19 protein-coding genes are annotated in these 22,031 nt (G+C 60.8%); 11 read left to right on the top strand and 8 right to left on the bottom strand.

Features of this window, described 5'->3' with window-relative positions; genetic code table 11:
• Positions 1-27: 27 nt before the first annotated feature.
• Genes rlmH through PI739_RS15325 form a run of 4 tightly spaced genes read right to left on the bottom strand, consistent with a single transcriptional unit; the run spans position 28 to position 2,899 of the window.
• Positions 28-495, bottom strand: coding sequence for a 23S rRNA (pseudouridine(1915)-N(3))-methyltransferase RlmH (gene rlmH, locus PI739_RS15310; protein WP_002555336.1), 468 nt, complete (start codon positions 493-495; stop codon positions 28-30).
• A gap of 9 nt (positions 496-504) precedes the next feature.
• On the bottom strand, positions 505-891 hold the full coding sequence (rsfS, locus tag PI739_RS15315) for a ribosome silencing factor (protein ID WP_002555337.1): 387 nt from the start codon (positions 889-891) through the stop codon (positions 505-507).
• Between the two features lie 60 nt (positions 892-951).
• Positions 952-1,611, bottom strand: coding sequence for a nicotinate-nucleotide adenylyltransferase (gene nadD / locus PI739_RS15320; RefSeq protein WP_161420682.1), 660 nt, complete (start codon positions 1,609-1,611; stop codon positions 952-954).
• Positions 1,612-1,633: 22 nt separating this feature from the next.
• A complete protein-coding gene (locus PI739_RS15325; RefSeq protein WP_054081958.1) occupies positions 1,634-2,899 on the bottom strand; it encodes a glutamate-5-semialdehyde dehydrogenase in 1,266 nt (421 codons plus the stop codon).
• A gap of 285 nt (positions 2,900-3,184) precedes the next feature.
• Here PI739_RS15325 and PI739_RS15330 point away from each other — a divergent pair, with 285 nt between their 5' ends.
• From PI739_RS15330 to PI739_RS15340, 3 genes are all read left to right on the top strand, one after another.
• Positions 3,185-3,856: a DNA-3-methyladenine glycosylase gene (locus PI739_RS15330; protein ID WP_003368807.1), complete on the top strand. Its 672-nt coding sequence runs from the start codon at positions 3,185-3,187 to the stop codon at positions 3,854-3,856.
• A 3-nt stretch (positions 3,857-3,859) separates the two neighbouring features.
• Positions 3,860-5,176, top strand: coding sequence for a bifunctional DedA family/phosphatase PAP2 family protein (locus PI739_RS15335; protein WP_003431697.1), 1,317 nt, complete (start codon positions 3,860-3,862; stop codon positions 5,174-5,176).
• A gap of 137 nt (positions 5,177-5,313) precedes the next feature.
• Positions 5,314-7,347 (top strand): TadG family pilus assembly protein, encoded by a 2,034-nt coding sequence (locus PI739_RS15340; protein WP_054081957.1) that lies wholly within the window; start codon positions 5,314-5,316, stop codon positions 7,345-7,347.
• On the opposite strand, the gene PI739_RS15345 is transcribed toward PI739_RS15340, so the two are convergent.
• Both PI739_RS15345 and PI739_RS15350 read right to left on the bottom strand, forming a co-directional pair.
• Positions 7,344-10,124 (bottom strand): PAS domain-containing sensor histidine kinase, encoded by a 2,781-nt coding sequence (locus PI739_RS15345; RefSeq protein WP_032609183.1) that lies wholly within the window; start codon positions 10,122-10,124, stop codon positions 7,344-7,346. The two genes, PI739_RS15340 and PI739_RS15345, sit on opposite strands and share 4 nt — an antisense overlap.
• Positions 10,114-10,569, bottom strand: a complete 456-nt coding sequence (locus PI739_RS15350; RefSeq protein ID WP_003431704.1) for a TadE/TadG family type IV pilus assembly protein — start codon at positions 10,567-10,569, stop codon at positions 10,114-10,116. Before PI739_RS15350 ends, PI739_RS15345 begins: the two co-directional genes overlap by 11 nt.
• Positions 10,570-10,644: 75 nt before the next feature.
• On the opposite strand from PI739_RS15350, the gene PI739_RS15355 reads away from it, so the two are divergent.
• Both PI739_RS15355 and PI739_RS15360 read left to right on the top strand, forming a co-directional pair.
• On the top strand, positions 10,645-11,115 hold the full coding sequence (locus PI739_RS15355; protein WP_046718960.1) for an A24 family peptidase: 471 nt from the start codon (positions 10,645-10,647) through the stop codon (positions 11,113-11,115).
• Between the two features lie 166 nt (positions 11,116-11,281).
• Positions 11,282-12,076, top strand: a complete 795-nt coding sequence (locus PI739_RS15360; RefSeq protein WP_161428937.1) for a response regulator transcription factor — start codon at positions 11,282-11,284, stop codon at positions 12,074-12,076.
• Between the two features lie 7 nt (positions 12,077-12,083).
• On the opposite strand, the gene PI739_RS15365 is transcribed toward PI739_RS15360, so the two are convergent.
• Positions 12,084-13,739 carry a response regulator gene (locus tag PI739_RS15365; RefSeq protein WP_003431709.1) on the bottom strand — a complete coding sequence of 552 codons (1,656 nt, stop codon included), beginning with the start codon at positions 13,737-13,739 and terminating at the stop codon, positions 12,084-12,086.
• Positions 13,740-14,003: 264 nt separating this feature from the next.
• Here PI739_RS15365 and PI739_RS15370 point away from each other — a divergent pair, with 264 nt between their 5' ends.
• The 6 genes from PI739_RS15370 to PI739_RS15395 all read left to right on the top strand — a co-directional run bounded on the left by PI739_RS15370 (position 14,004) and on the right by PI739_RS15395 (position 20,540).
• Complete coding sequence (locus PI739_RS15370; protein WP_003431710.1) at positions 14,004-15,083, top strand: DUF2333 family protein; 1,080 nt, start codon at positions 14,004-14,006, stop codon at positions 15,081-15,083.
• On the top strand, positions 15,083-15,628 hold the full coding sequence (locus PI739_RS15375) for an NUDIX hydrolase (protein WP_003368817.1): 546 nt from the start codon (positions 15,083-15,085) through the stop codon (positions 15,626-15,628). Before PI739_RS15370 ends, PI739_RS15375 begins: the two co-directional genes overlap by 1 nt.
• Before the next feature lie 188 nt (positions 15,629-15,816).
• Entirely contained in the window at positions 15,817-16,188 is a 372-nt protein-coding gene (locus PI739_RS15380; protein ID WP_003313912.1) for a translation initiation factor Sui1, read from the top strand.
• Between the two features lie 88 nt (positions 16,189-16,276).
• On the top strand, positions 16,277-18,190 hold the full coding sequence (gene speA / locus PI739_RS15385) for an arginine decarboxylase (RefSeq protein WP_003431712.1): 1,914 nt from the start codon (positions 16,277-16,279) through the stop codon (positions 18,188-18,190).
• 230 nt (positions 18,191-18,420) lie between these two features.
• On the top strand, positions 18,421-19,557 hold the full coding sequence (locus tag PI739_RS15390; protein ID WP_054081956.1) for a contractile injection system protein, VgrG/Pvc8 family: 1,137 nt from the start codon (positions 18,421-18,423) through the stop codon (positions 19,555-19,557).
• Positions 19,558-19,637: 80 nt separating this feature from the next.
• The gene (locus PI739_RS15395; RefSeq protein WP_054081955.1) at positions 19,638-20,540 is read left to right on the top strand and encodes an alpha/beta hydrolase; all 903 of its coding nucleotides are present in this window, start codon (positions 19,638-19,640) and stop codon (positions 20,538-20,540) included.
• Here the strand turns inward: PI739_RS15395 and PI739_RS15400 are convergent.
• Positions 20,534-21,874: an MATE family efflux transporter gene (locus PI739_RS15400; protein WP_271352010.1), complete on the bottom strand. Its 1,341-nt coding sequence runs from the start codon at positions 21,872-21,874 to the stop codon at positions 20,534-20,536. The two genes, PI739_RS15395 and PI739_RS15400, sit on opposite strands and share 7 nt — an antisense overlap.
• Between the last annotated feature and the right edge of the window lie 157 nt (positions 21,875-22,031).

Below are 22,031 nucleotides of genomic sequence, written 5' to 3' on the forward strand. Positions count from 1 at the left end.
TAGGCCGTATTCACAGTAAAGACGATGCTACTTGTGATAAGGGTGCCCGGACAGGACCGTCCAGGCGCGATACATCTGCTCGCCGATCAGGATGCGCACCAACGGGTGCGGCAGGGTCAGCGGCGACAGAGACCAGCGTTGTTCACTGCGGGCACAGACTTCAGGTGCCAGCCCCTCGGGGCCGCCGACCATCAGGTTGACCGTGCGTGCATCGAGACGCCAGCGATCGAGCTCGACCGCCAACTGTTCGGTGCTCCACGGCTTGCCATGCACTTCCAGCGTGACAATCCGCTCGCCCGGCTGCACTTTTGCCAGCATCGCCTCGCCTTCCTGACGGATAAAGCGTGCGACGTCGGCGTTTTTGCCTCGGGTATTGAGCGGAATTTCCACCAGTTCCAGCGCAAGCTCGGAGGGCATCCGCTTGGCATATTCGTGCCAACCTTCTTCCACCCACTTGGGCATGCGCGAACCCACAGCGATCAGACGCAGACGCACATCAAAGCCTTATTCGTTGCCTGGTGTGTGGTGTGCAGCGCTGGCAGCACGGCTTTGCTCTGCACCCTGCCACAAGCGCTCAAGGTCGTAGAACTGGCGTGCGGCAGCGGTCATCACGTGGACGATCACATCACCAAGGTCCAGCAGGACCCAGTCGCTGTCGCCCTTGCCTTCTTCGCTCAGGGACTTCAGGCCGGCAGCCTTGACCTTGTCACGGACGTTATCGACCAGTGCGTTCAACTGACGGTTGGACGTACCGGTGCAGATCAGCATGTAGTCGGCGATGCTGGTCTTGTCGCGCACGTCGATGGTCAGGATGTCGGCACCCTTGACCTCTTCAAGGGCTGCAATCGCAACATTGATGACTTCTTCACTGCTCATTTTTTGCTTTGTCATATAAAACTCATTCAGCTCGTATGTGTGGGACCGTCCAGACGCTTGTCGATCAAAGCAGTTTCAGGACGACCCATCAGTGTTCGGCGCGCGGTAAAGTCCGCGTGCATCGATATAGGCCAGTACCGCGTCTGGCACCAGAAAACGTACCGACTTACCGCTGGCCAGCAGTTGACGGATCTGGGTGGCAGACACCGATAAAGGCGTCTGCCAGACGAATGTAATCTGTCCACCCGGCCCTTTCAGGGCCTTGGGATCGCTGACTGCGCGGGCCGCCAGCAGATTGCGCATGGCATCCGGCGACTCGCTGTCCGCATCCGGGCGTTGCAGCACCACGATATGGCAGTGCTCCAGCAGTTCTTCCCATCTGTGCCAGGTCGGCAGCCCGCAAAAGGCATCCCAACCGAGCAACAGGAACAACTGGTCCCGAGGCGCCAGTTCGGCGCGCATCGATTCCAGTGTGTCGAGGGTGTACGACGGTTTGTCACGCTTCAGTTCACGGTCATCCACCGTCAGGGGCGACACACCCGCAACGGCACTTTGAACCATCGCCAGACGATCCTCTGCGGTGACGCTCGGCATGTCACGATGCGGAGGCCTGGCGCTGGGCGTCAGGCGCAACTCATCGAGTTCCAGCAATTCGGCCACTTCGAGCGCACCGCGCAAATGACCGATATGAACCGGGTCGAACGTGCCCCCAAGCATGCCGATACGTCTGGGCAGCGCGGTCATGGGGCTATTCAAGTCAGGCTTGTCCGCGCAATTGGCCGTCACCGATCACGATGTACTTCTCGCAGGTCAGACCTTCAAGACCGACAGGACCGCGGGCGTGCAGCTTATCAGTAGAAATGCCGATCTCGGCACCCAGGCCGTATTCGAACCCGTCAGCGAAGCAGGTCGGCGCGTTGACCATGACCGAACTGGAATCGACCTCGGCCATGAATCGGCGCACCTGACTCTGGTGGTCCGAGACGATGGCGTCGCTGTGATGCGAGCCGTAGTGGTTGATGTGCTCGATGGCTTCATCCAGACCGGAGACGACGCGAATCGACAGAATCGCCGCCAGGTACTCGGTGTGCCAGTCGTCCTCGGTGGCCGGGATCGCGTCGATCAAGTCACGGGTACGTTCGCAACCGCGCAACTCCACGCCCTTCTCGCGAAACTGCGCGGCCATCGACGGCAGAAAGTCGGCGGCAATGGTCTGATCGACCAGCAGGGTTTCCATCGCGCCGCAGATCCCGTAACGGTAGGTCTTGGCGTTGAAGGCGATCTTCTGCGCCTTGGCCAGATCGGCGTGGGCGCTGACATACACATGGCAGATGCCATCCAGGTGCTTGATGACCGGCACACGCGCGTCGCGACTGACGCGTTCGATCAAACCCTTGCCGCCGCGCGGCACGATGACGTCCACGTACTCGGGCATGGTGATCAGCGCGCCAACCGCCGCACGGTCGGTGGTTTCGACCACCTGCACGACAGCAGCGGGCAGCCCGGCCTCGGCCAGACCGCGTTCGATGCAGGCCGCGATGGCGCGATTGGAATGAATGGCTTCGGAACCACCGCGAAGGATGGTTGCGTTTCCGGACTTCAGACACAGACTGGCAGCATCGATGGTCACGTTCGGACGTGACTCGTAGATGATTCCGACAACACCCAGCGGCACGCGCATCTTGCCGACCTGAATACCCGAAGGCCGATAGCTCATGTCGCGGATCGCACCGACCGGGTCTGCAAGCGCTGCAACCTGACGCAAGCCGATGATCATGCTGTCGATCCGGGCGGGGGTCAGCGCCAGACGCTCGAGCATGGCCGGCTCGAGCCCGTTCGCCTGACCATTGGCCAGGTCCAGCGCATTGGCGGCAGACAGCTCGGCGCGGGCTTCGTCCAGAGCGGCGGCAGTGGCCTGCAGGGCGCGGTTCTTCTGCGCAGTGCTGGCACGACCGATCACTCGCGAAGCTTCGCGGGCGGCGCGACCCAGGCGGGTCATGTAGTCAAGAACGGACTCAGTCATTGGTCTCAGAGGTCTTGGCAAAGAGGAAAGCGACTGATTATAGCTGTCGTGCCGTCCGAACGACAGCGCAGACAGGCGGATGGTCGATATCAGTGCGCAGATTTTTCGCCACAGTGACGGGTGTTGCCGGCGGCAATGCGCAGACAGGCATCACGCACGGGCCTAACGACATGTCATGCGTCGGTCACGTTCAGAAACAACAAAGTGCCTAATCCAGACACATTCAGCTGCAATTAAAGTTGCGCTTGTTATCATCGGGCTCTTTCCCAATGTACCCGTCTGATTATGCCCACAGCCCTACCCGACCACTTCTTTCACCGCGATGCCCAGTTGCTGGCGCGCGATCTACTGGGCAAAGTCATCCGTCACAAGGCAGGCGATCTGTGGCTGGCCGCGCGGATCATCGAAACCGAGGCTTACTACTGCGCCGAAAAGGGCAGTCATGCCTCGCTGGGCTATACCGAGAAACGCAAGGCGCTGTTTCTCGACGGCGGCCACATCTATATGTACTACGCGCGCGGCGGAGATTCGTTGAATTTCAGCGCCGAAGGGCCGGGCAATGCCGTACTGATCAAGTCGGCATTTCCCTGGACCGACGCGACCAGCGACGAAAACGCGTTGGCGCAGATGCAGTTGAACAACCCCGACGCCAGCGGTGCGATGCGCCCGGCGCAACGGCTGTGCGCTGGCCAGACGCTGCTGTGCAAGGCGCTCGGCCTGAAAGTCCCGGTGTGGGACGCCAAGCGCTTCGACCCGCAGAGGTTACTGGTCGAGGACGTCGGTCAGACACCCGCACGCGTTATCCAGACCACCCGACTGGGCATTCCTGCCGGTCGCGATGAGCACCTGATGTATCGCTTCGTGGATGCCGGTTACGCCCGTTTCTGTACACGGAACCCTCTCAGACGCGGTCAGGTCGAAGGCCGCGACTACCTATTTCTCGATCAAGGAAACTGACCGATGGGCGATCTGCTCAATGGAATGACCGGCTGGCTGACCGCAAATCCTTCCTGGGTGGCTGTCGCGATCTTTTTGGTGGCCTTCACTGAATGCGTCGCGATCGTCGGGATCGTCGTGCCGGGCACGGTCATCATGTTTGCCATCGCCGCCTTGGCGGGCAGCGGCATACTGCCGTTGAGTGAAGTGCTGTTACTGGGTTTTCTCGGCGGGCTGCTGGGTGACGCGGTGTCGTACTTCATAGGCCGGCGCTTTCATCAGAATATCCGTCAGTTGCCCGGCTTGCGCACGCACCCGGAGTGGATGGAAGGTGCGGAAAAATACTTCCACCGTTACGGCATTGCCAGTTTGCTGGTCGGACGTTTCATCGGTCCGCTGCGCCCGATGCTGCCGATGATCGCCGGTATGTGCGACATGCCGCTGCCGCGCTTCGTGGCGGTCAGCGTGCTGGCGGCGGCCGGCTGGTCGATTGCCTACCTGATGCCGGGCTGGGCAGCCGGCGCGGCCATTCGCCTGCCACTGCCGGAAGGCTTCTGGCCCGAGGCGGCCGTGGTCGGCGGCAGCCTGGCCGTGCTGTTCGGGCTGAGCATCCAGAGCAGTATTCGCCAGAAACGCTACGCAACCCGACTGATCTCCGCGCTCAGCCTTGTGCTGGTCGCGGCGCTGTTCTTCGGCTTTCCCTTGCTGGCCGACTTCGACAACGGCTTGATGACGCTCATCCAGGAACACCGCAGCGAAGCCACGCAGCACATCGTGGTCTTCGTCACCAGCATCGGCGATTTCAGGGCGCAGTTGCTGGCCGCCAGCCTGCTGATCATCGTGCTGGCGGTTGCCAGGCAATGGCGCCACGCAGCCTTTGCCCTGACCGCCACACTGGGCACCGCGATCGCCAACGGCGTCCTGAAAACGTTTTTCGCCCGCGCTCGCCCGGAGGTGCTGTTAGAGCCGCTGACGACGTACAGCATGCCCAGCGGCCACAGCTCGGCAGCCTTTGCGCTGTTCATGACTCTGGCAGTGCTGGCCGGACGCGGCCAACCCGTGCGCCTGCGCCTGACCTGGATGCTGGTCGCCGGTATTCCGGCCCTGGCAATCGCGCTGTCGAGGGTTTACCTGGGCGTGCATTGGCCCACCGACATTCTCGCCGGCATGCTTCTGGCGTTCTGCGTCTGTGCCGCCAGCCTGGCGTTCATCCAACGCAAGGACCCCTTGCCGGCCATGTCGGTGCGCGTCTGGTGGCTCGTTGTGCCAGCCATGACCGCACTGCTGGGTATCTTCGCCGTTCGTGCCCTGTCGCATGGGGTGCTGCGTTACCAGTATTGATCGACAGCACTGATCGCGCCCGCCCATGACGGGTGCGACACTTCTCAAATCTGGCACCTTGCCAGTGCTCTTTCGGGGCGTTGACTACACTCTCCAGTGACAGATGAGTGTGCAACGGCGTGATCGAAGGAGTGTTGATGTCTCCACTGGATGGTTATACGGCGATGCCCTCCCGGCAGCGCGGCGCAATCGGCCTGATGGCAGCGCTGACCATGGGCCTGGCGCTGCTGTGCACGCTGACCGTTATCGACAGCGGCAGGCTGTATCTGGAAAAGCGCTCGTTGCAGCGGGTTGCGGACATTGCCGCACTGGAAGCGGCGGGCCGTAGAGGAACGTGCAGCGGCACAGCGGCCACGGCGCCCGATTTCGCCAATCAGAGCGCCACTCGCAACGGTTTCACCCCCAATACCGATGGCCGCACCCTGGCGACTCGTTGCGGAACACTCACGGTGGACGTCGCGGGACCGCGCGTATTTGTCGCTGATTCGACGCAGGCGCTGGCTATCCAGGTGGTCGCGTCTCATCCGGTGCCGCGCAGCATTGCAGCCGGTATTGGCGCACTGTTCGAAAAAACGCCCTCCCCACCCAACGTCACGATCAGCGCCACCGCGGTTGCCGCCAGTGCTGCGCCGCTGGCGGCACTGACCATTCGCAGTGCGGCAGTCACCGTGGATAGCACCGGTGCCGCCCTCCTCAACCCGGTGGTCGGCAGCCTGCTGGGGGGCTCGTTGAACCTGAGTGTTGCCAACTGGCAAGGCATCGCCGACACCAACCTGAGCCTGCTGAGCTACCTGAACAGGCTGAAAACCGACCTCAGCCTGACGGCCGTGGGCTACAACGATGTACTCAACACCTCGGTATCGGTCAGTCAGTTGCTGCAGAGCGCAATCAATATCATCAGTCCGAACGCCACGCTGGGCGGTGCCGCCGCCATTCAGGGCCTGCAAGCCTTGAAGCTGGCCGCGGGAACGACCACCGTGCTGCTGGGGGATCTACTGTCGGTGCAGAGCGGCACGGACCTCGCCGCGCTGAATACCAATCTGCGGTTGATGGATCTGGTTCAGGGCCTCGCGCAACTGGCCAACGAAAAGACCGGTGTTCTGACCGCGTCCCAGATCAATGTCGCCGGGCTGGCGCAGGTCACCACACGCATTCAGGTAATCGAGCCGCCTCAGTTGTCGGCCATCGGCGACCCGAGCAAAATCGACCCGCTCAACCCTCGAAACGGTGCAAACCGGATTTACGTGCGTACGGCACAAATGCGCGCGCTGGTGTCGATCAACCTGCCGGTGCTCGGCACGATAACCTCGCTGGCCAATACCGCAGGTTCGGTGATCGGCAGCCTCACGCCGATCCTCAACAGCGCATTGGGCCTGAACATTGCCGGGCTGGGGACCTCGGCCACCTGCGCGCTGGGACTGAACAGTTGCATGGTGACCGACTTCAAGTTTCTGACAGACAGCTCGTCAAACTCGGGCCCGAGAATCGACATGAGCCTGTCAATGGCCAGCGCCGACAGCTACGTCACCGGTTTTACCTGCACCAGCAACGCCAGCAAAACCCTTAACGTCAAGACCGACGCAGCGCTGCTCAGTGCCAAGATCGGCTGGATCGACAGTGCATCGGCCTTCCCCGCCAGCACTGATCCGGCGGCAATCACCGCACTGCCTCTGCCTGTCATCGATATCGGCACCAAAACCTGCCAGAAGATCGCCGGGCTGCTGGGCAATTGCACCGCCCGCACGCCTTTCGGGGGTGGCGGCATCGGCCTGACCTTCGACAATGTCAGCCAGTCGGCACTGGGCAGCTCGACGGTGACCAGTACGACGTTCAGCTCGCCCAACCTGCCGGAGATCAACAGCGCCCCGTATTACCTGACAGGCGTTGCGCACACCAAGCCGAGCACCTTGCTCAACGGCACGGCGTCAAGCGTCAAAGTGAATGTGTATAAACCGGCGACCAGCAATGTGCTGGGCAACGTCATCACCGGCGCGGCCACCACGCTGAGCAGCCTGACCCTGGCGCTGGACGCGATGGTCGATGACACCCTGACACGCTTGCTGACGTCGGTTGTCGACCCCCTGTTCGAATCGCTGGGCGTGAGCATGGGGGCTACCGACGTCGGCACCAACCTGAGTTGCAACCTGGGTCAGGCGACACTGGTCATTTAGCTGCCGGTCTGATCGGCGTTGAAGATCGGCAGCTCGATCTGGAATCGAGCACCCTCGCCGACGTTGGCGACGCTGAGCTGGCCGCCCATCTGGTCAACGATGCCATAACTGACGGACAAGCCCAGACCGGTGCCGACCCCCACCGGTTTGGTGGTGAAAAACGGCTCGAAAATGCGCTCCAGCAACCGCGGGTCAATGCCCCCGCCATTGTCCTGAACCGCCAGGCGGATGATGTTTTCATCGCGTTCTGCCTCGACGCTGATCCACGGCTGGAAATCGCGGTCCTTTTCCCGACGCGACAACAAGGCATCACGGGCATTGACCATCAGGTTGATCAACACCTGCTCAAGTTGATCGACATGGCCACGAACCTGTACCGCGTCGATCATCGCGCCGACCCGCAACTGCACGGCCTTGCCTTTCATGCCTTCAGCCAGCATCGAGATCGTGCCTTCCACCGCCTGGGCCGGATCGAACAACTGCTCCTCTACCTCAGAGCGGCGACCGAATACCCGCATATGATCGACCACCCGGGCGGCACGCTGCACCTGGGTGTCGATGCGATTGAGTTTTTCGGTGAGGTATTCGATGTCCACATCACCCCGGCCCAGACGCTTGAGAACGTTGACCACGGCCATGCGCATGACGTTGAGCGGCTGATTGATCTCGTGGGCCAGACCGGTGGACATCTCGCCAAGCGTTGCCATCTTCGCGCTCTGATTCAACTGCATGCGCGAGCGACGTACATCAGTGTTGTCACGGCCTACCGCCTGCACTTCGACCAGTTTGCCGTGCTCATCGAATACTCCCCGGTCGGCCCATATCCACCAGGCATACTCGCGTCCCGGCAGCTCGATGCAGATTTCTTCGGTACTCACCGGCGCCTCCGGAGTCAATTGACCGATACGCCGGATGAACGCCTCACGCTGCTCGTCCGACAGCCAGTCGCCCAGGTTGATCCCGGTCAGTTGCTCGGGTGTGCACTCCATATAATTGGCCAGCGGCCGGTTGCCGAAACTCAACACCAGATCCGGCGTGTAGCGGCAGATCATGGCCGGCGAATCCTCGACCAGAATGCGGTAACGCTCCTCGCTGCGTCGTATATGCTCGGCGGCCAGGGTGGCCTCGGTCACGTCCAGCCACAGCCCCACCGCCTCCACCGGCATGCCAAGGTCGTCACGCAGCAATCGCGCCTCGTCCAGCAGCCAGTGGTATTGACCGTTCCGGTTGCGCAATCTGAACCGGCGACTGACGAATCCTTCGCGCAGCAGTTGGCGGTTACGCTCGAACCAGATGTCGTGATCTTCGGGATGGATGTATCCCGCCAGTTGCCCATCGACGCAATCGGCCAGCGTCCAGCCCAGCAAAGGCGTGAGGCTGTCACTGAAAAAGGTTGGCTCCAGATTGCCGCGATCGTAACGCTGCACGTAAATCACCGCTGGCGAACTGGCAATCAGGTTATCCAGCCGGGCATGGGCGGCAGCGGCCTCGGTTTCCTGATTCTTGATATCGCTGACATCCAGCATGAACCCCAGCACACGCTGAACCTGCCCTCGGATCAACGCCTGCCCCTGAATACGAAACCAGAGGGTTTCCTGGGCGGGATCGCTTTGCGCCAGACGCACACAGAGCAACAGCGGTGTGCCCTTGTCGCGTAACTGCGCGAGGCGACTGGACAGTTCCTGTCGATCGGCGGGATGAATCAGCGCCAGCCAGTCCTGACGTGACAGGCTCTCGACCTGGTCGCCCAGACGCAGACTGCGAGCCAACTGTGGCGCCAGCAAAACCTCGTCACGATCAGGCACCAACTCCCACCATCCGGTGCCCAGCAGGTCCTGAAGCACTGCCAGGCGTTCGACATGATGACGGTTGGTCTGCTCGGACAGGCGAAAAAGCACCGGCCCGGCCAAGGCCGAGCACAGGTTCAGCCACTCTCGCTCGCCAAGGTCCGGAGCCTGCTGCTGCGCGTTATAAAATCCGAACATCAGCCAGGCCTTGGCAACGTTATCGCGACTGTGCGGGATCAGAAAACCGTCAGCGTTGCCGAAAGCACTTTGCAGCGCCCCCTGATCGACACCGCCGTCAAACCTCAGCTGTCGCGTAGCGTCGGCGTTGAATCGATCCAGCGCGGAACCCAACCGCTGCCCGACCTGCCACAACTCGGGCGCCGTATGGGCGCTGTACTGACAATACACGCGCCAGCCAACACCGCCGACCTCCGGCAACACCAGCGCTACACAGGGGATGCGCCACAGCTGCGCGAGTTCCTCCAGTTGCTCGCTCACCACCGCAGTCAGGCGGTCGACGCTGCACCCTCGCACACGCTCGGCCATTTGCCCGGCGAACCGCAGGCACTGTTGACGGCTGCGTGCGGCACTGGCCTCCTCCATCAGGTCGCTGATATCCAGCAATTGCAAGAGCCAGCCCTTGCCATGCGCCTGCACCCAGCCTCGGGCGTGCAAGGTGTGTGCGTCGGCACTCTTGAAGTCCAGGTCGAGCATGTGCCCCAGCCAGTCACGCGGCACGCCTTCGATGACCAGCGCGCTATTGGGTAACAGCAGACTCATCAATCGCTGGGCAGCCGGCAGTGGCGCAGCCATGTCCAGGCGGGCAAGCAAGTGCGGGCTGATGCTTTGGATGCGGCCCTCGTCATCCAGCAGCAGATAGAGGTCCGCACCGATCGGACCGGGCTCGCTCGATACGGGCAGGGGCTGCGGCACTTGTGTTGCTTCACCACGCCCCAGCCAACGGCTCAAACGATTCTTTTCAAGGGACAAGTTGCAGACTCGCTTGTGCAGTCAGGTTGCTCGGCAAGCGCGGGACCTCCCCGATACCAGGGAGGGTCAGCAAGGGCAGAACCTGAGCCAGTCGGGCCTTGGGGTACTGGATGGTCACTGTCAGAATGCCTGCGCTGTAAGTCACGCTGGTGTAGCTGACATTGAAGCCCAGCGCTGGAGGTATCCACGACAACTGGTTCATGACCACACTCTGGGCCTGACTCTTCAACACCTCGTTATAGCCAGTAACTGTCGGACTGAGGGCAACACTTCTGCGCACCGCTTCACTGGCGGCGGCATTGAATGACTGGACCATGAGCAACGGCAGGCTATAACTCACCATGCCGTAGAACACGGCAAAGAAGATAACGAACACCGCAGAGAATTCAATAGCAGCAGCCCCGTGTTGACGGCGGGGCAAGGTATGTTGCGGAACTGTTTTCATATCGACGTCTACCCTGACATGTACTGCATCAACACAGCATAGATTCTTTCCCGATAACAGGATGTCTTCGGCGTGATGAAATTATTTTTCCTACTGATATGGTTTGCAATTTGCGCCGAACAGGATGCGCGTTGCAAGCAGATTTCCAACGGGCTGACACTCGGCGCAGCAGCGCTGGCTATTATCTACCTGGCTTTGACCGGTATGACCTGGCTCGGCTCGCCTGCGCTGGAGGCCTTGCTGGCCGTGACCCTGGCATGGGCGCTGACATTGCCAGGCTATGCCCTCGGCAAGTTGGGCGCCGCAGACGTCAAACTGATGACGGCATTGGCGCTGGCCTCAAACAGTGCTTACCTGCTGTGTACGTTTATTGGCGCCGGCCTCACCATGGCAGCCTGGCTTATCGTCGGAAAGAGTACCTGGCCTCATACGCAGCAATGGGTTGCGCAACGCTACCGGTATATGAACCCTGGCACGCCAGATAAATATCCTTTTTCACCTTTTTTATTCGCAGGTTTACTCCTGAGCACAGCACTGCTCCATTAGTCGAATAACGGCACGGGAATATTTTAATGCTATGTACATAGTCAGGAAGTACGACTACGGTTAAGTCATGGCTATGGCGTACTGTCAGCAATACCCGCACCGATCAAATGACGCCGAATCATGGTTTGCTGAATGGATCGGGGCGCCGTCGAAGGCCCCCAACAGCATGGAGTCGCCTGTGGATAATTACCCGCTCACGAAAGTTCTGGTGGTCGATGACCAGCCGCTTATCGTTGAAGAGCTCTGCGAGTTTCTGGAGAGCAGCGGCTATGAGTGTGTGCGTTGCTATTCAAGCCTGGAAGCCATCGAGCGTTTCAGCGCCGACAGCACCATCGGCATCGTACTCTGCGATCTGGAAATGCCCGGCATGAACGGGATCGAGATGGTCGAAGCGATGAAGATGACCGGCGGCAAGACGCATCTGTTCGAGGCCATCATGCTGACCGGCGAGGCCGAGAAAAAAGACGTCATCAAGGCGCTTCGGGCCGGCATCGCCGATTACTACCAGAAGCCGGTCGATCTGGAAGAATTGCTCGAAGGTGTGCAGTTGCAGGTCCAGGCGCTGAACGAGCGGCAGAAAAACCGTCAGCAGCTGGGCCTGCTCAACGAAAAGCTTCAGTTTTTGGCCGCGTCCATTGATGATCTTTATCAGAACCTGGACAGCGTCCAGAACAGGCCTCAGCCCGAACGAAAAGCGCGTGACGGTGTGGCGCGTGAGGTGCAGATGCCGGTGGCTCTGGCCAAGCTGTCACCTCGCCAGCTTGACGTAGCGCGCCTGGTCAGCACCGGACTGACCAATTATCAGATCGCCTGCGAACTGGGGATTACTGAAAACACGGTGAAACTCTATGTGTCGCAAGTGCTGCGCCTGACGCACATGCATAACCGCACGCAGCTGGCATTGGCATTTTCACCGGGCAAATCGGCGGAGCGGCAAAGACTGATCGAAAGCCAGGGCTGAATGGAACTCAGGCTTCGATCTCGCTCAGCACGACGTGAAAAGGCACATCGACCAGCACCGAATACACTTGATTGCGGCCTGCGTGCTTGGCGCAGTACAACGCCGCATCGGCCTGGGACGCAAGGCTCAGGCTGTCGTCATTGGCACCGAGCGAAACCACCCCGGCGCTGAAGGTGCAGAACAGGTCGACGGGCTGCGCCGGGTAATGGATCTCGGCAAAGCGCTGGCGGATGTCATCCAGCACCCTATGAGCGCTTTGAATGTCGGTGTCCGGCATGACAATGGCAAATTCCTCACCGCCGTAACGACCGATGAAGTCGGTTTTGCGCAGGCGTTGCTTGAGAAACAGCGCAAGGCTCTTGATGACACGATCCCCCATCGGGTGACCGTGGCTGTCATTGACCCTCTTGAAGTGGTCGATATCAAGCATGGCAAAGCACAGCGGCTTGCCTTCACGTCGCGAACGAAAGCAGCAATCTTCCAGCAGTTGCAAAATGTGCGTGTGATTGTAAAGCCCGGTCAGGCTGTCGCGGACCATGCGCGCCTTGAGGTTGCGAGCCCTCGCGGCACGGTTGCGCACAGTGGTGATGAGATGACGGGGTTTGATCGGCTTGGTCAGGAAGTCATCGCCGCCTTCGCTCATGGCATCGAGCTGCTTGTCCTGATCGTCTTCAGCCGACAGATAAATGATCGGCACACTGACGTAACGGTCGTTATGGCGAATGACCTTGGCCAGCTCCGTGCCGGTACACCCCGGCATGTACATGTCGAGGATGATCAGGTCCGGCTGAAACTCGGCCAGCTCGGACATTGCCTGAATCGGGTCGAGCAACACCCGCGTAACGATTCCGGCAGCATTCAGAACACGCTCGGTGTGCAGCGCCTGCGCGCGGGAATCGTCGATGATCAGCACTTTATAGGGCTCGTATTGAGCCACGCAGGTCAGGACTTCAATTTTTTCCAGCAGACTCGACGCTTCAAGCGCGCCGGTCAGAAACTCCTCACCACCGGCCCTGACTGCGGCCAGGCGGGTGGGCGTATCGGTTTCATTGAGGCTGAAAAACAACAGCGGAAGTTTCTGCTCCAGCCCTTCCTGAGCCTGGGAGGCCAGTTCGAGCCCCTTGCCGGGCCCGCTGAAATCGACATCCATGACAATCGCCGCCGGATGCCGCTGGGCCATCGCCCGCTGAAACTCGCCGACATTGTGCAGCGACAGCGCCGCCAGCCCGAAAAACTCCAGCTGCTTGGCCAGACGCTCGGCCCGCTCGTGATCATGAAGCACCACATAGACGGGCTTGCGCAACGGTGGCAGCGTCGTTTGCTCAAAACGGTCGCCGTGTCGCAGCCCGGTTCGGGAAAGGCGTTGCATCAGACGATTGAGATCGGTGATGACCCGGCTGTTGAGGCGACCGCGATTGGCTTCCACCGCATCGAGCGCCTGGCTGATCTCCTTCGCCAGCGCGCTGTGTTCGGCCTGCTCGAAGCGTTCGGCAAAGCGCGAAAGACGCAGCGTGGACTCCTTGAGCTCGGCCATATCGCCAATCGACCACTCGGCCTTCTGCAGACGTTGCCACGTCTCCAGAATCTGGCGCGCCTGGTGAATGACCCTCTGGGCAAAGTGGTGCTTCAGGCGGTCTCGGCTAGGGTCTTCGGGGTCGGTCATATTCAGACTACTGTGGTTTTGCTGAGCGATACGGCTGATGGCGCTATGCTAGCACCTCCGTTACAACAGAACAGTGTCGCAAGTCACTTATTTGACAACAGTTTGATGGCGCATAGCCATTATGCAAAATCAATCGGTGCATAGACTGCGCCTATCAACGTTACAGTTCAAATCTCAAGATAATGTCTGCCAGCCGCACCTTGAGGTAAGGTTGCGGTCGAACGCCTCGTGAAGCATTCAACTCAAGATCGAAAGGACCCTACCATGCTGGATTGGAAGAACCGCGCAGGCAGCGCGGGTGCGCGCACCGCAGACACTTCATCGACCAAACGCCGCGGTTACCTGGGTAACCTGTTCTATAGTCGCGCGCTGGGCGCCCTGATCTTGATCTACCTGCTGGTGGCACTGGCAGTCGGCTGGTACTGGAGCAAGGAACCTGCGCTGTTCCCGGTACAGCAAAACGCCCAGGCTGCCGCCGAGCGTGAAGGCAAACAGATGGTCATCGGTTACACGACGGTTGAAACGCTCAAGACCGTGGCGGGCACGTTGCTTAACAAGCCCGGTGGCTACCTGTCCAACGACCGCATGCCACCGGGCCTGTGGCTGGACAACATCCCGAGCTGGGAATACGGCGTGCTGGTTCAGGTGCGTGACCTGAGCCGTGCGCTGCGCAAGGACTTCGCGCGTTCCCAGTCGCAATCGGCTGAAGATGGCGACCTGGCGCGTGCCGAGCCGTTGTTCAACTTCAATAATCGCAGCTGGGTCCTGCCTTCCAGCGAATCGCAGTACGCCGAGGGGATCAACTCCCTGAGCCGCTACCAGGCACGTCTGTCCGATCCGAACCAGAAAGGCGCGCTGTTCTATGCCCGCGCCGACAACCTGAACAACTGGCTGGGCGATGTCGGTACCCGTCTGGGCTCGCTGTCGCAGCGCCTGTCGGCCAGCGTTGGCCGGGTCAAACTCAACAGCACGCTGAAAACCGAAGCTGCTGTTTCGGTCAAGCCCGGTGAAGTACCGCAGGTCGATGAGGAAATCGTCGAAACGCCATGGCTGGAAATCGACAACGTGTTCTACGAAGCACGTGGTCAGGCCTGGGCGCTCTCGCACCTGCTGCGCGCCATCGAGGTTGATTTTGCCGACGTACTGGCGAAAAAGAACGCGACGGTCAGCGTGCGCCAGATCATTCGTGAACTGGAGGCCTCGCAAGAGCCAATGTGGAGCCCGATGATTCTCAACGGCAGCCCGTTCGGCGTGTTCGCCAACCACTCGCTGGTCATGGCCAACTACATTTCGCGTGCCAACGCCGCAGTCATTGACCTGCGCCAGCTGCTGAATCAAGGCTGATGTCCATACCTGCCAACGAGGCCGCGCATCGCGCCGCCTCGGATGCCGAGCAGATCGCCTGGGTCGACGAACAGGATCGGCTGCTCGGTTCACTGGTCCGCGCCGACCTGCGTGAACGCGGGCTGATTGGACGCGGCACTTATATCCTGCTGTTCAACAGTCTGGGTGAGCTGTGTGTGCACCGACGCACGCTGAGCAAGGCGATCTATCCCGGCTACTGGGACGTAGCCGCAGGCGGAATGGTCCAGGCGGATGAAAGCTATGCGGAGTCTGCTGCGCGCGAGCTGGAAGAAGAACTGGGGGTCAGTGGCGTGCCGCTGCAGGCCCACGAACAGTTTTTCTTCGATCAGCCGGGCAACCGGCTCTGGTGTGCAGTGTTTTCAGCCGTGTGGGACGGCCCTTTGAAACTGCAACCTGAAGAGGTGCTGGAAGCGCGCTTCATGCCCGTCGTCGAAGTTCTGCAACAGGCTGAGCACAATCCCTGGTGCCCCGACTCCCTGGCGGCGCTGAAACGCTACCTGAAACAGATAGAGAACGAGCAGTAAGCGAGTGTTCAGAAATTGGCGCATTCAGCCCCTTAGCAACCGGCCGGTTTGCCGTTACACTGCGCGACCTTTTCAAACTGAACCGGCCCTGCCGTTTCAGTAGCGCTGCCCCTGCCAGAGTGGGGCTTCGCGGTCGATGGCTCATACGAGCCCGACCCATCTTCAGTCCTCAACAAGAGGATTTTTGCGTGGCTAAAAAAGCCGCTTCTCTCGCTGCCCTCGGTGGCCTGGTATTTTCAACCGACGCAGGGCGCCACTGCCCCGATTGTCGTCAACCCGTTGCCGAGTGCACCTGCAAACAGACGGCCATCCCCGAAGGTGACGGCATTGCTCGTGTACGTCGTGAAAGCAAGGGCCGTGGCGGCAAGACGGTTACCACCATCAGCGGCGTCCCGCTGGCCGAAGAGCCGCTCAAAGAGCTGGCCAAGGCCCTCAAGCAGCGCTGCGGCACAGGCGGATCGCTCAAGGAAGGCGTGATCGAGATTCAAGGCGATCACGTCGAACTGCTGTTGGCCGAGCTGATCAAAAAAGGCTTCAAGGCTAAAAAGTCCGGCGGCTGAACCCGCGAATCAAATCGTCATTTCCACTCATTACAATGCGCGCAGCTGGCTACTGGCTGGCGCTACGACTTCTTTATAGGGGACTTCGATGTCCGTACGACGCACACGCAAAGACGATGGCAGCCAATGGACCGTTGCGGACAGCCGCAGCGTTTATGGCATTCGCCATTGGGGCGCGGGTTATTTTGCAATCAACGAAGCGGGGCGCGTTGAAGTCCGTCCCAACGGGCCGGACAGCTCGCCCATCGACCTTTACGAACAGGTCGACAACCTGCGCAAGAGCGGCCTCTCGCTGCCTTTGCTGGTGCGTTTCCCGGACATCCTGCAAGACCGCGTGCGTCAGCTGACCGGCGCGTTCGACAGCAACATTGCGCGCCTGGAATACCAGAGCAAATACACCGCGCTGTACCCGATCAAGGTCAACCAGCAGGAAGCGGTGGTGGAAAACATCATCGCCACGCAGAACGTCTCCATCGGCCTGGAAGCGGGCTCCAAGCCTGAACTGATGGCTGTGCTGGCACTGGCGCCGAAAGGCGGCACCATCGTCTGCAACGGTTACAAGGACCGTGAGTTCATCCGTCTGGCGCTGATGGGCCAGAAGCTGGGCCACAACGTGTTCATCGTCATCGAGAAAGAATCCGAAGTCGAACTGGTGATCGAAGAAGCCGCCGAGCTGAAGGTCGCCCCCCAGGTCGGCCTGCGTGTGCGTCTGTCTTCCCTGGCATCGAGCAAATGGGCGGATACCGGTGGCGAAAAATCCAAGTTCGGCCTGTCGGCAGCGCAATTGCTGTCGGTGGTCGAGCGTTTCCGCATGGCCGGCCTGGATCAGGGCATCCGCCTGCTGCACTTCCACATGGGCTCGCAGATCGCCAACCTGGCCGACTATCAGCACGGTTTCAAGGAAGCGATCCGTTACTACGGCGAACTGCGCAAGCTCGGCCTGCCGGTGGACTACATCGATGTCGGTGGTGGTCTGGGTGTCGATTACGACGGTACGCACTCGCGCAACGCCAGCTCGATCAACTATGACATGGACGACTACGCAGGCGTCGTGGTCGGCATGCTCAAGGAATTCTGCGACGCGCAAAGCCTGCCGCACCCGCATATTTTCTCGGAAAGCGGCCGCTCGCTGACCGCCCACCACGCCATGCTGGTGGTTCAGGTGACCGACGTCGAAAAACACAACGACGAAGTCCCGGAAATCGCCGACAAGGCCAGCCTGCCGGAAACCGTGCAATGGCTGGTCGACCTGCTGGGTCCGACCGACATCGAGATGGTCACCGAAACCTACTGGCGCGCCACGCACTACATGAGCGACATCGCGGCCCAGTACGCCGACGGCAAGATCAGCCTGTCGGAAAAGGCACTGGGCGAGCAATGCTACTTCGCCGTCTGCCGCCGTCTGTACAACTCGCTGAAAGCCCGTCAACGCTCCCATCGTCAGGTGCTGGACGAGCTCAACGACAAGCTGGCCGACAAGTACATCTGCAACTTCTCGGTGTTCCAGAGCCTGCCGGACACCTGGGCTATTGGCCAGGTACTGCCGATTCTGCCCCTGCACCGCCTGAACGAAGAGCCGGTGCGCCGCGCCGTGCTTCAGGACCTGACCTGCGATTCGGACGGCAAGATCAAGCAGTACGTCGATGAGCAGAGCATCGAGACCAGCATGCCGGTGCATTCGCTGAATGAAGGCGAAGACTATCTGCTGGGCATCTTCCTGGTGGGTGCCTACCAGGAAATTCTCGGCGACATGCACAACCTGTTCGGTGATACCGACTCGGTGAACATCTACCAGAACCCGGACGGCAGCGTTTACCACGCCGGCATCGAAACCCACGACACCATCGAAGACATGCTGCGCTACGTGCACCTGTCGCCGGAAGAACTGATGACCCATTACCGGGACAAGGTCGCCAGCGCCAAGATCACCCCACGCGAGCGCACCTACTTCCTCGATGCCTTGCGCCTGGGGCTGACCCGCTCGTCGTACCTGTCGTCCTGATCCTTGCGCGGAGCCAGATCTGACTGCTTATCATGCCAATGCTCCGCATTGGCATGCAGAGGCGTCCGTAACCATCGCCGCCCATGCTACGCGCTCATACAGCCCACCCACTCGACGTAATCCCCCACCAACACCTGCTGTAGGCAACGTCCTGTTCTATCTGCAGACCTCTACCCTGCCCGGCTTCTGCGCGAGAATCCGCGGTCGCATTCCCGGTAGAGAAGCCCTCCATGCCCGACCCCGCCAGCGCGCCGTTCTTTCATCTGGAGATTGCAAGCCTGCAGCGCCGTTTCACCGTCGTATCGTTCAGCGCAACCGAAGCGATCAGCCAGCCGTATGCCATCGTGCTGGAAATCCTCGGCGACGGTTTCGATCTGGACCTCACCAGCCTGATGTATAAGCCTGCCTGGCTGAGCTGCGGCGGCGAGCAGGGTTTTCCGGGGCAGAGTTTTCAAGGGCCAGGCTTTCACGGTCAGATCCACGGCGCGACACGCAAGCATTACCAGCCCGGCCCGGCCTGCTACACGCTGCTGATGGGGCCTCGACTGGCCTGCCTCGGGCTGCGCCACCACTCACGTATCTTTCAACACATGACTGCCACGCGGATCATTGCCCAGGTGCTGGAAGAACATGGTTTGAGGAACACCTTCCGCTTTGACCTGCAGACAGAATGCATCGAGCGCGAAAGCTGCGTGCAGTACCAGGAATCCGACCTGCAACTGGTCCAGCGGCTGTGTGCAGAAGAAGGCATTCACTACCATTTCGTCCACTCACGTCGCCGCCACCAGTTGGTATTTGGCACCATCCCTTGGGAAGCCGGGTTCACAGCACCTGCCCCGGCACCGCGTCCCTGCATTGCGCCTCTGCAGCGTGGCTGGATCATCGGTCGCGACGGCGAACCGGCAAGGACCGATGCGTCAGGCCGGTTGCACGTGCGCCTCGAATGGGACTGGCAACACCCGGAAGGCCCCGATGCTGGCTGCTGGCTGCATCTGGCTGCGGGGCTGGATGTCGAATGTCGGGGTGGGATGTCGGTGATAGTGAGCTTTTGCGCAGACGATAAACGCCCGCCGCAGATCAGTGGCTGCCTGTCAGCGCTGGCAGATGACGGCTGCCACAGGCGTGATCAAGCACCCGCCGATAACGTTGAGATGCACCTTGACTGGCAGGCGATCACCGGGCCAGACCGACGACTGCAACTGGCGAACGGGACCCGCATAGAACTGGCTGAAGGCAGCACACTGATCGTCGACGCCGGGCCGAGCAAGGTACAGATCGACGACAGCGGTCTCACGCTGAGCAGCCCGCGCATCAGCTTCGCCAACAAAGCGGATGGCAAATCGAGTGATCCACACGCCATTGAATGACGTAGCAGCAACTGTGCGGCACTGGGATTAAGCGTGATGGTCTCAGGCATATCCGACTCACCTTCCAGAGCCCCTCCGCCATGATCCGAGTGATTTTCCTGACACTGATGACCGGTGCCGTACTGGCAGCCTTGTCCGGTTGCTCGCCTTTGAAGCTGCTCAATACGTTGAACCCCAGCGGGCCTGTCGATCATGTCTACAACCTGGCGTACGGGCCGGATCCACGCAATACGCTGGATATCTACACGCCCAAGGCGAAACCGGCCAAGGCACCGGTCGTGGTGTTTTTCTATGGTGGCAGCTGGAACAGCGGCTCGAAGGCCGATTATGCGTTCGTCGGCGAAGCGCTGGCTGCGCGAGGCATGGTGGTGGTTATCGCCGACTACAGGCTGTATCCACAGGTACGTTACCCCAGCTTTCTGGAAGACTCGGCCAAGGCGCTGGCCTGGGCGCACAAACATGCGAACACCTACGGTGGCGACCCGAGCCGCCTGTACGTGATGGGCCACAGCGCGGGTGCCTACAACGCCGCAATGCTCGCGCTTGACCCGCGCTGGCTGGCTCGTGAAGGCTTGTCCCCCTCCATCCTCAGCGGCTGGATCGGACTGGCCGGGCCTTACGACTTCCTGCCCATCGAGAACCCGGACGTGAAGCCGGTGTTCTTCTTCCCGAATTCACCGCCAGACTCGCAACCCATCAACCACGTCACGTCCAGCGCGCCACCGGCATTGCTGATGGCCTCGAACACCGACTCGCTGGTCAACCCAAAGCGCAACACCGGCGGCCTGGCCAGGTCGCTGCGTGAAGCCGGCGTGCCGGTGCGAGACTTGTATTTCTCGCGCACCAATCACGGCACGCTGGTCGGCGCATTTGCCAGATTGCTGAGTGGTCTGGCCCCTGTGATCGATGAGGTGGACATGTTCGTCAGCCACACCCCGCAAATGGCGTCGGACAAGAACGGAACCGGGCAGAAGGCTCAGTGAACGAACCAGCCGTCGCTGCGCGTCAGCCGCCAGGCAATGAACCCAACGCTCAGGCCGCGCAGCAGGGTAAAGGCCAGGAACGTCAGCCATAGGGCGTGGTTGCCGTGGCTGGCAGCCAGATAAGCCAACGGCGCGATGCCCGCTGCGCTGAACAGCATCGCGTTGCGCATTTCCCGCGCACGGGTAGCACCGATGAACAGGCCGTCCAGCAGGTAGCTCCAGACGGCCAGCAACGGCATCAGTGCCAGATACGGCAGATACGTCATCGCGGTGGCGCGTACTTCCGGGATATCGGTCTGCAGGCTGACGAAGCCATGCCCAGCCACCAGAAAGAACAACGCAAACACCATGCTGGAAATCAATGACCAGCCTCCCGCAACCACCAGGGAGCGTCGCAACGTATCCCGGTCCCGCGCGCCGATGGCATGGCCACACAGCGCTTCTACCGCATGCGCCAGCCCATCCAGGGCATGGGCAGTCAACAGCAGGCCGTTGAGCAACAAGGCATTGGCAGCAACCGTCGCATCCCCCAAACGAGCGCCCTGCACGGTGATCAGGAACATCACCGATTGCAGCGCGAGTGTGCGCAAAAAGATGTCCCGGTTGACCGCCAGCAGGGGCCGCCAGTTACTCCATAGCCGCAAGGCCGACCAGACGATCCGGCCCGGCCAGGCGCGCAAGGTGTTACGTGCCAGCAGCAGACCGAGCACCACGCCAGTCCACTCCGCGAGTACCGACGCACGCGCCGAACCGATCACGCCCCAGTCCAGCCCGATGACGAACCACAGATTGAGAACGATGTTGACCGCATTGGTCAGCAACAGAATGGCCAGTGGCGCCCGCGCGTTCTGCGCGCCAAGAAACCAGCCGACCAGCGCATAACTGGCCAGCGCCGCAGGCAGGCCGAACAGTCGGGTGTGGAAGAAATCCAGTGTCATTTGCTGCAAATCGGCAGACGGCTGCATCATCGTCAGCGCCAGATGGCTGAAAGGCAAGGCGATCACACCCAGCAATACCGCCAGCCCGACGGCCAGCAGCAACCCCTGCAACAGAATGCGGCGCAACGCTGCGCTATCACTGCGCCCTGCCGCCTGTGCGGCAAAACCGGTGGTGCCCATGCGCAGAAAGCCCATCGCCCAGGCGAGAAAGGTATACAGCGTAGAGCCCACCGCCACAGCGCCCAGCTGATGGGCGTGCGGCAAATGACCGATCACCGCGCTGTCGACCAGCGCCACCAGCGGCACGGAAATATTCGACAGAATCATCGGCGTCGCAAGCGCCCAGACACGACGATGGGTTGAGCGATGACGCCAGTCAGTGAACAACGTAGACATGAGAGCTCCCGGCAAGGCCGGCATTGTAGCCAGATCAAACGCAGGGTGTCCCAGCGTTTCGATACGTCCGTAAACGGTACTCATGCCTCGAAAGCGGCAGCGTTATCATTCAGCACGCTCCACTGGAGCGTGAGGAACGATAGTCAACTGTCTAACT

Origin of the sequence: Pseudomonas cerasi (assembly GCF_027983475.1) — a bacterium.
GTDB classification, from domain to species: domain Bacteria; phylum Pseudomonadota; class Gammaproteobacteria; order Pseudomonadales; family Pseudomonadaceae; genus Aquipseudomonas; species Aquipseudomonas cerasi.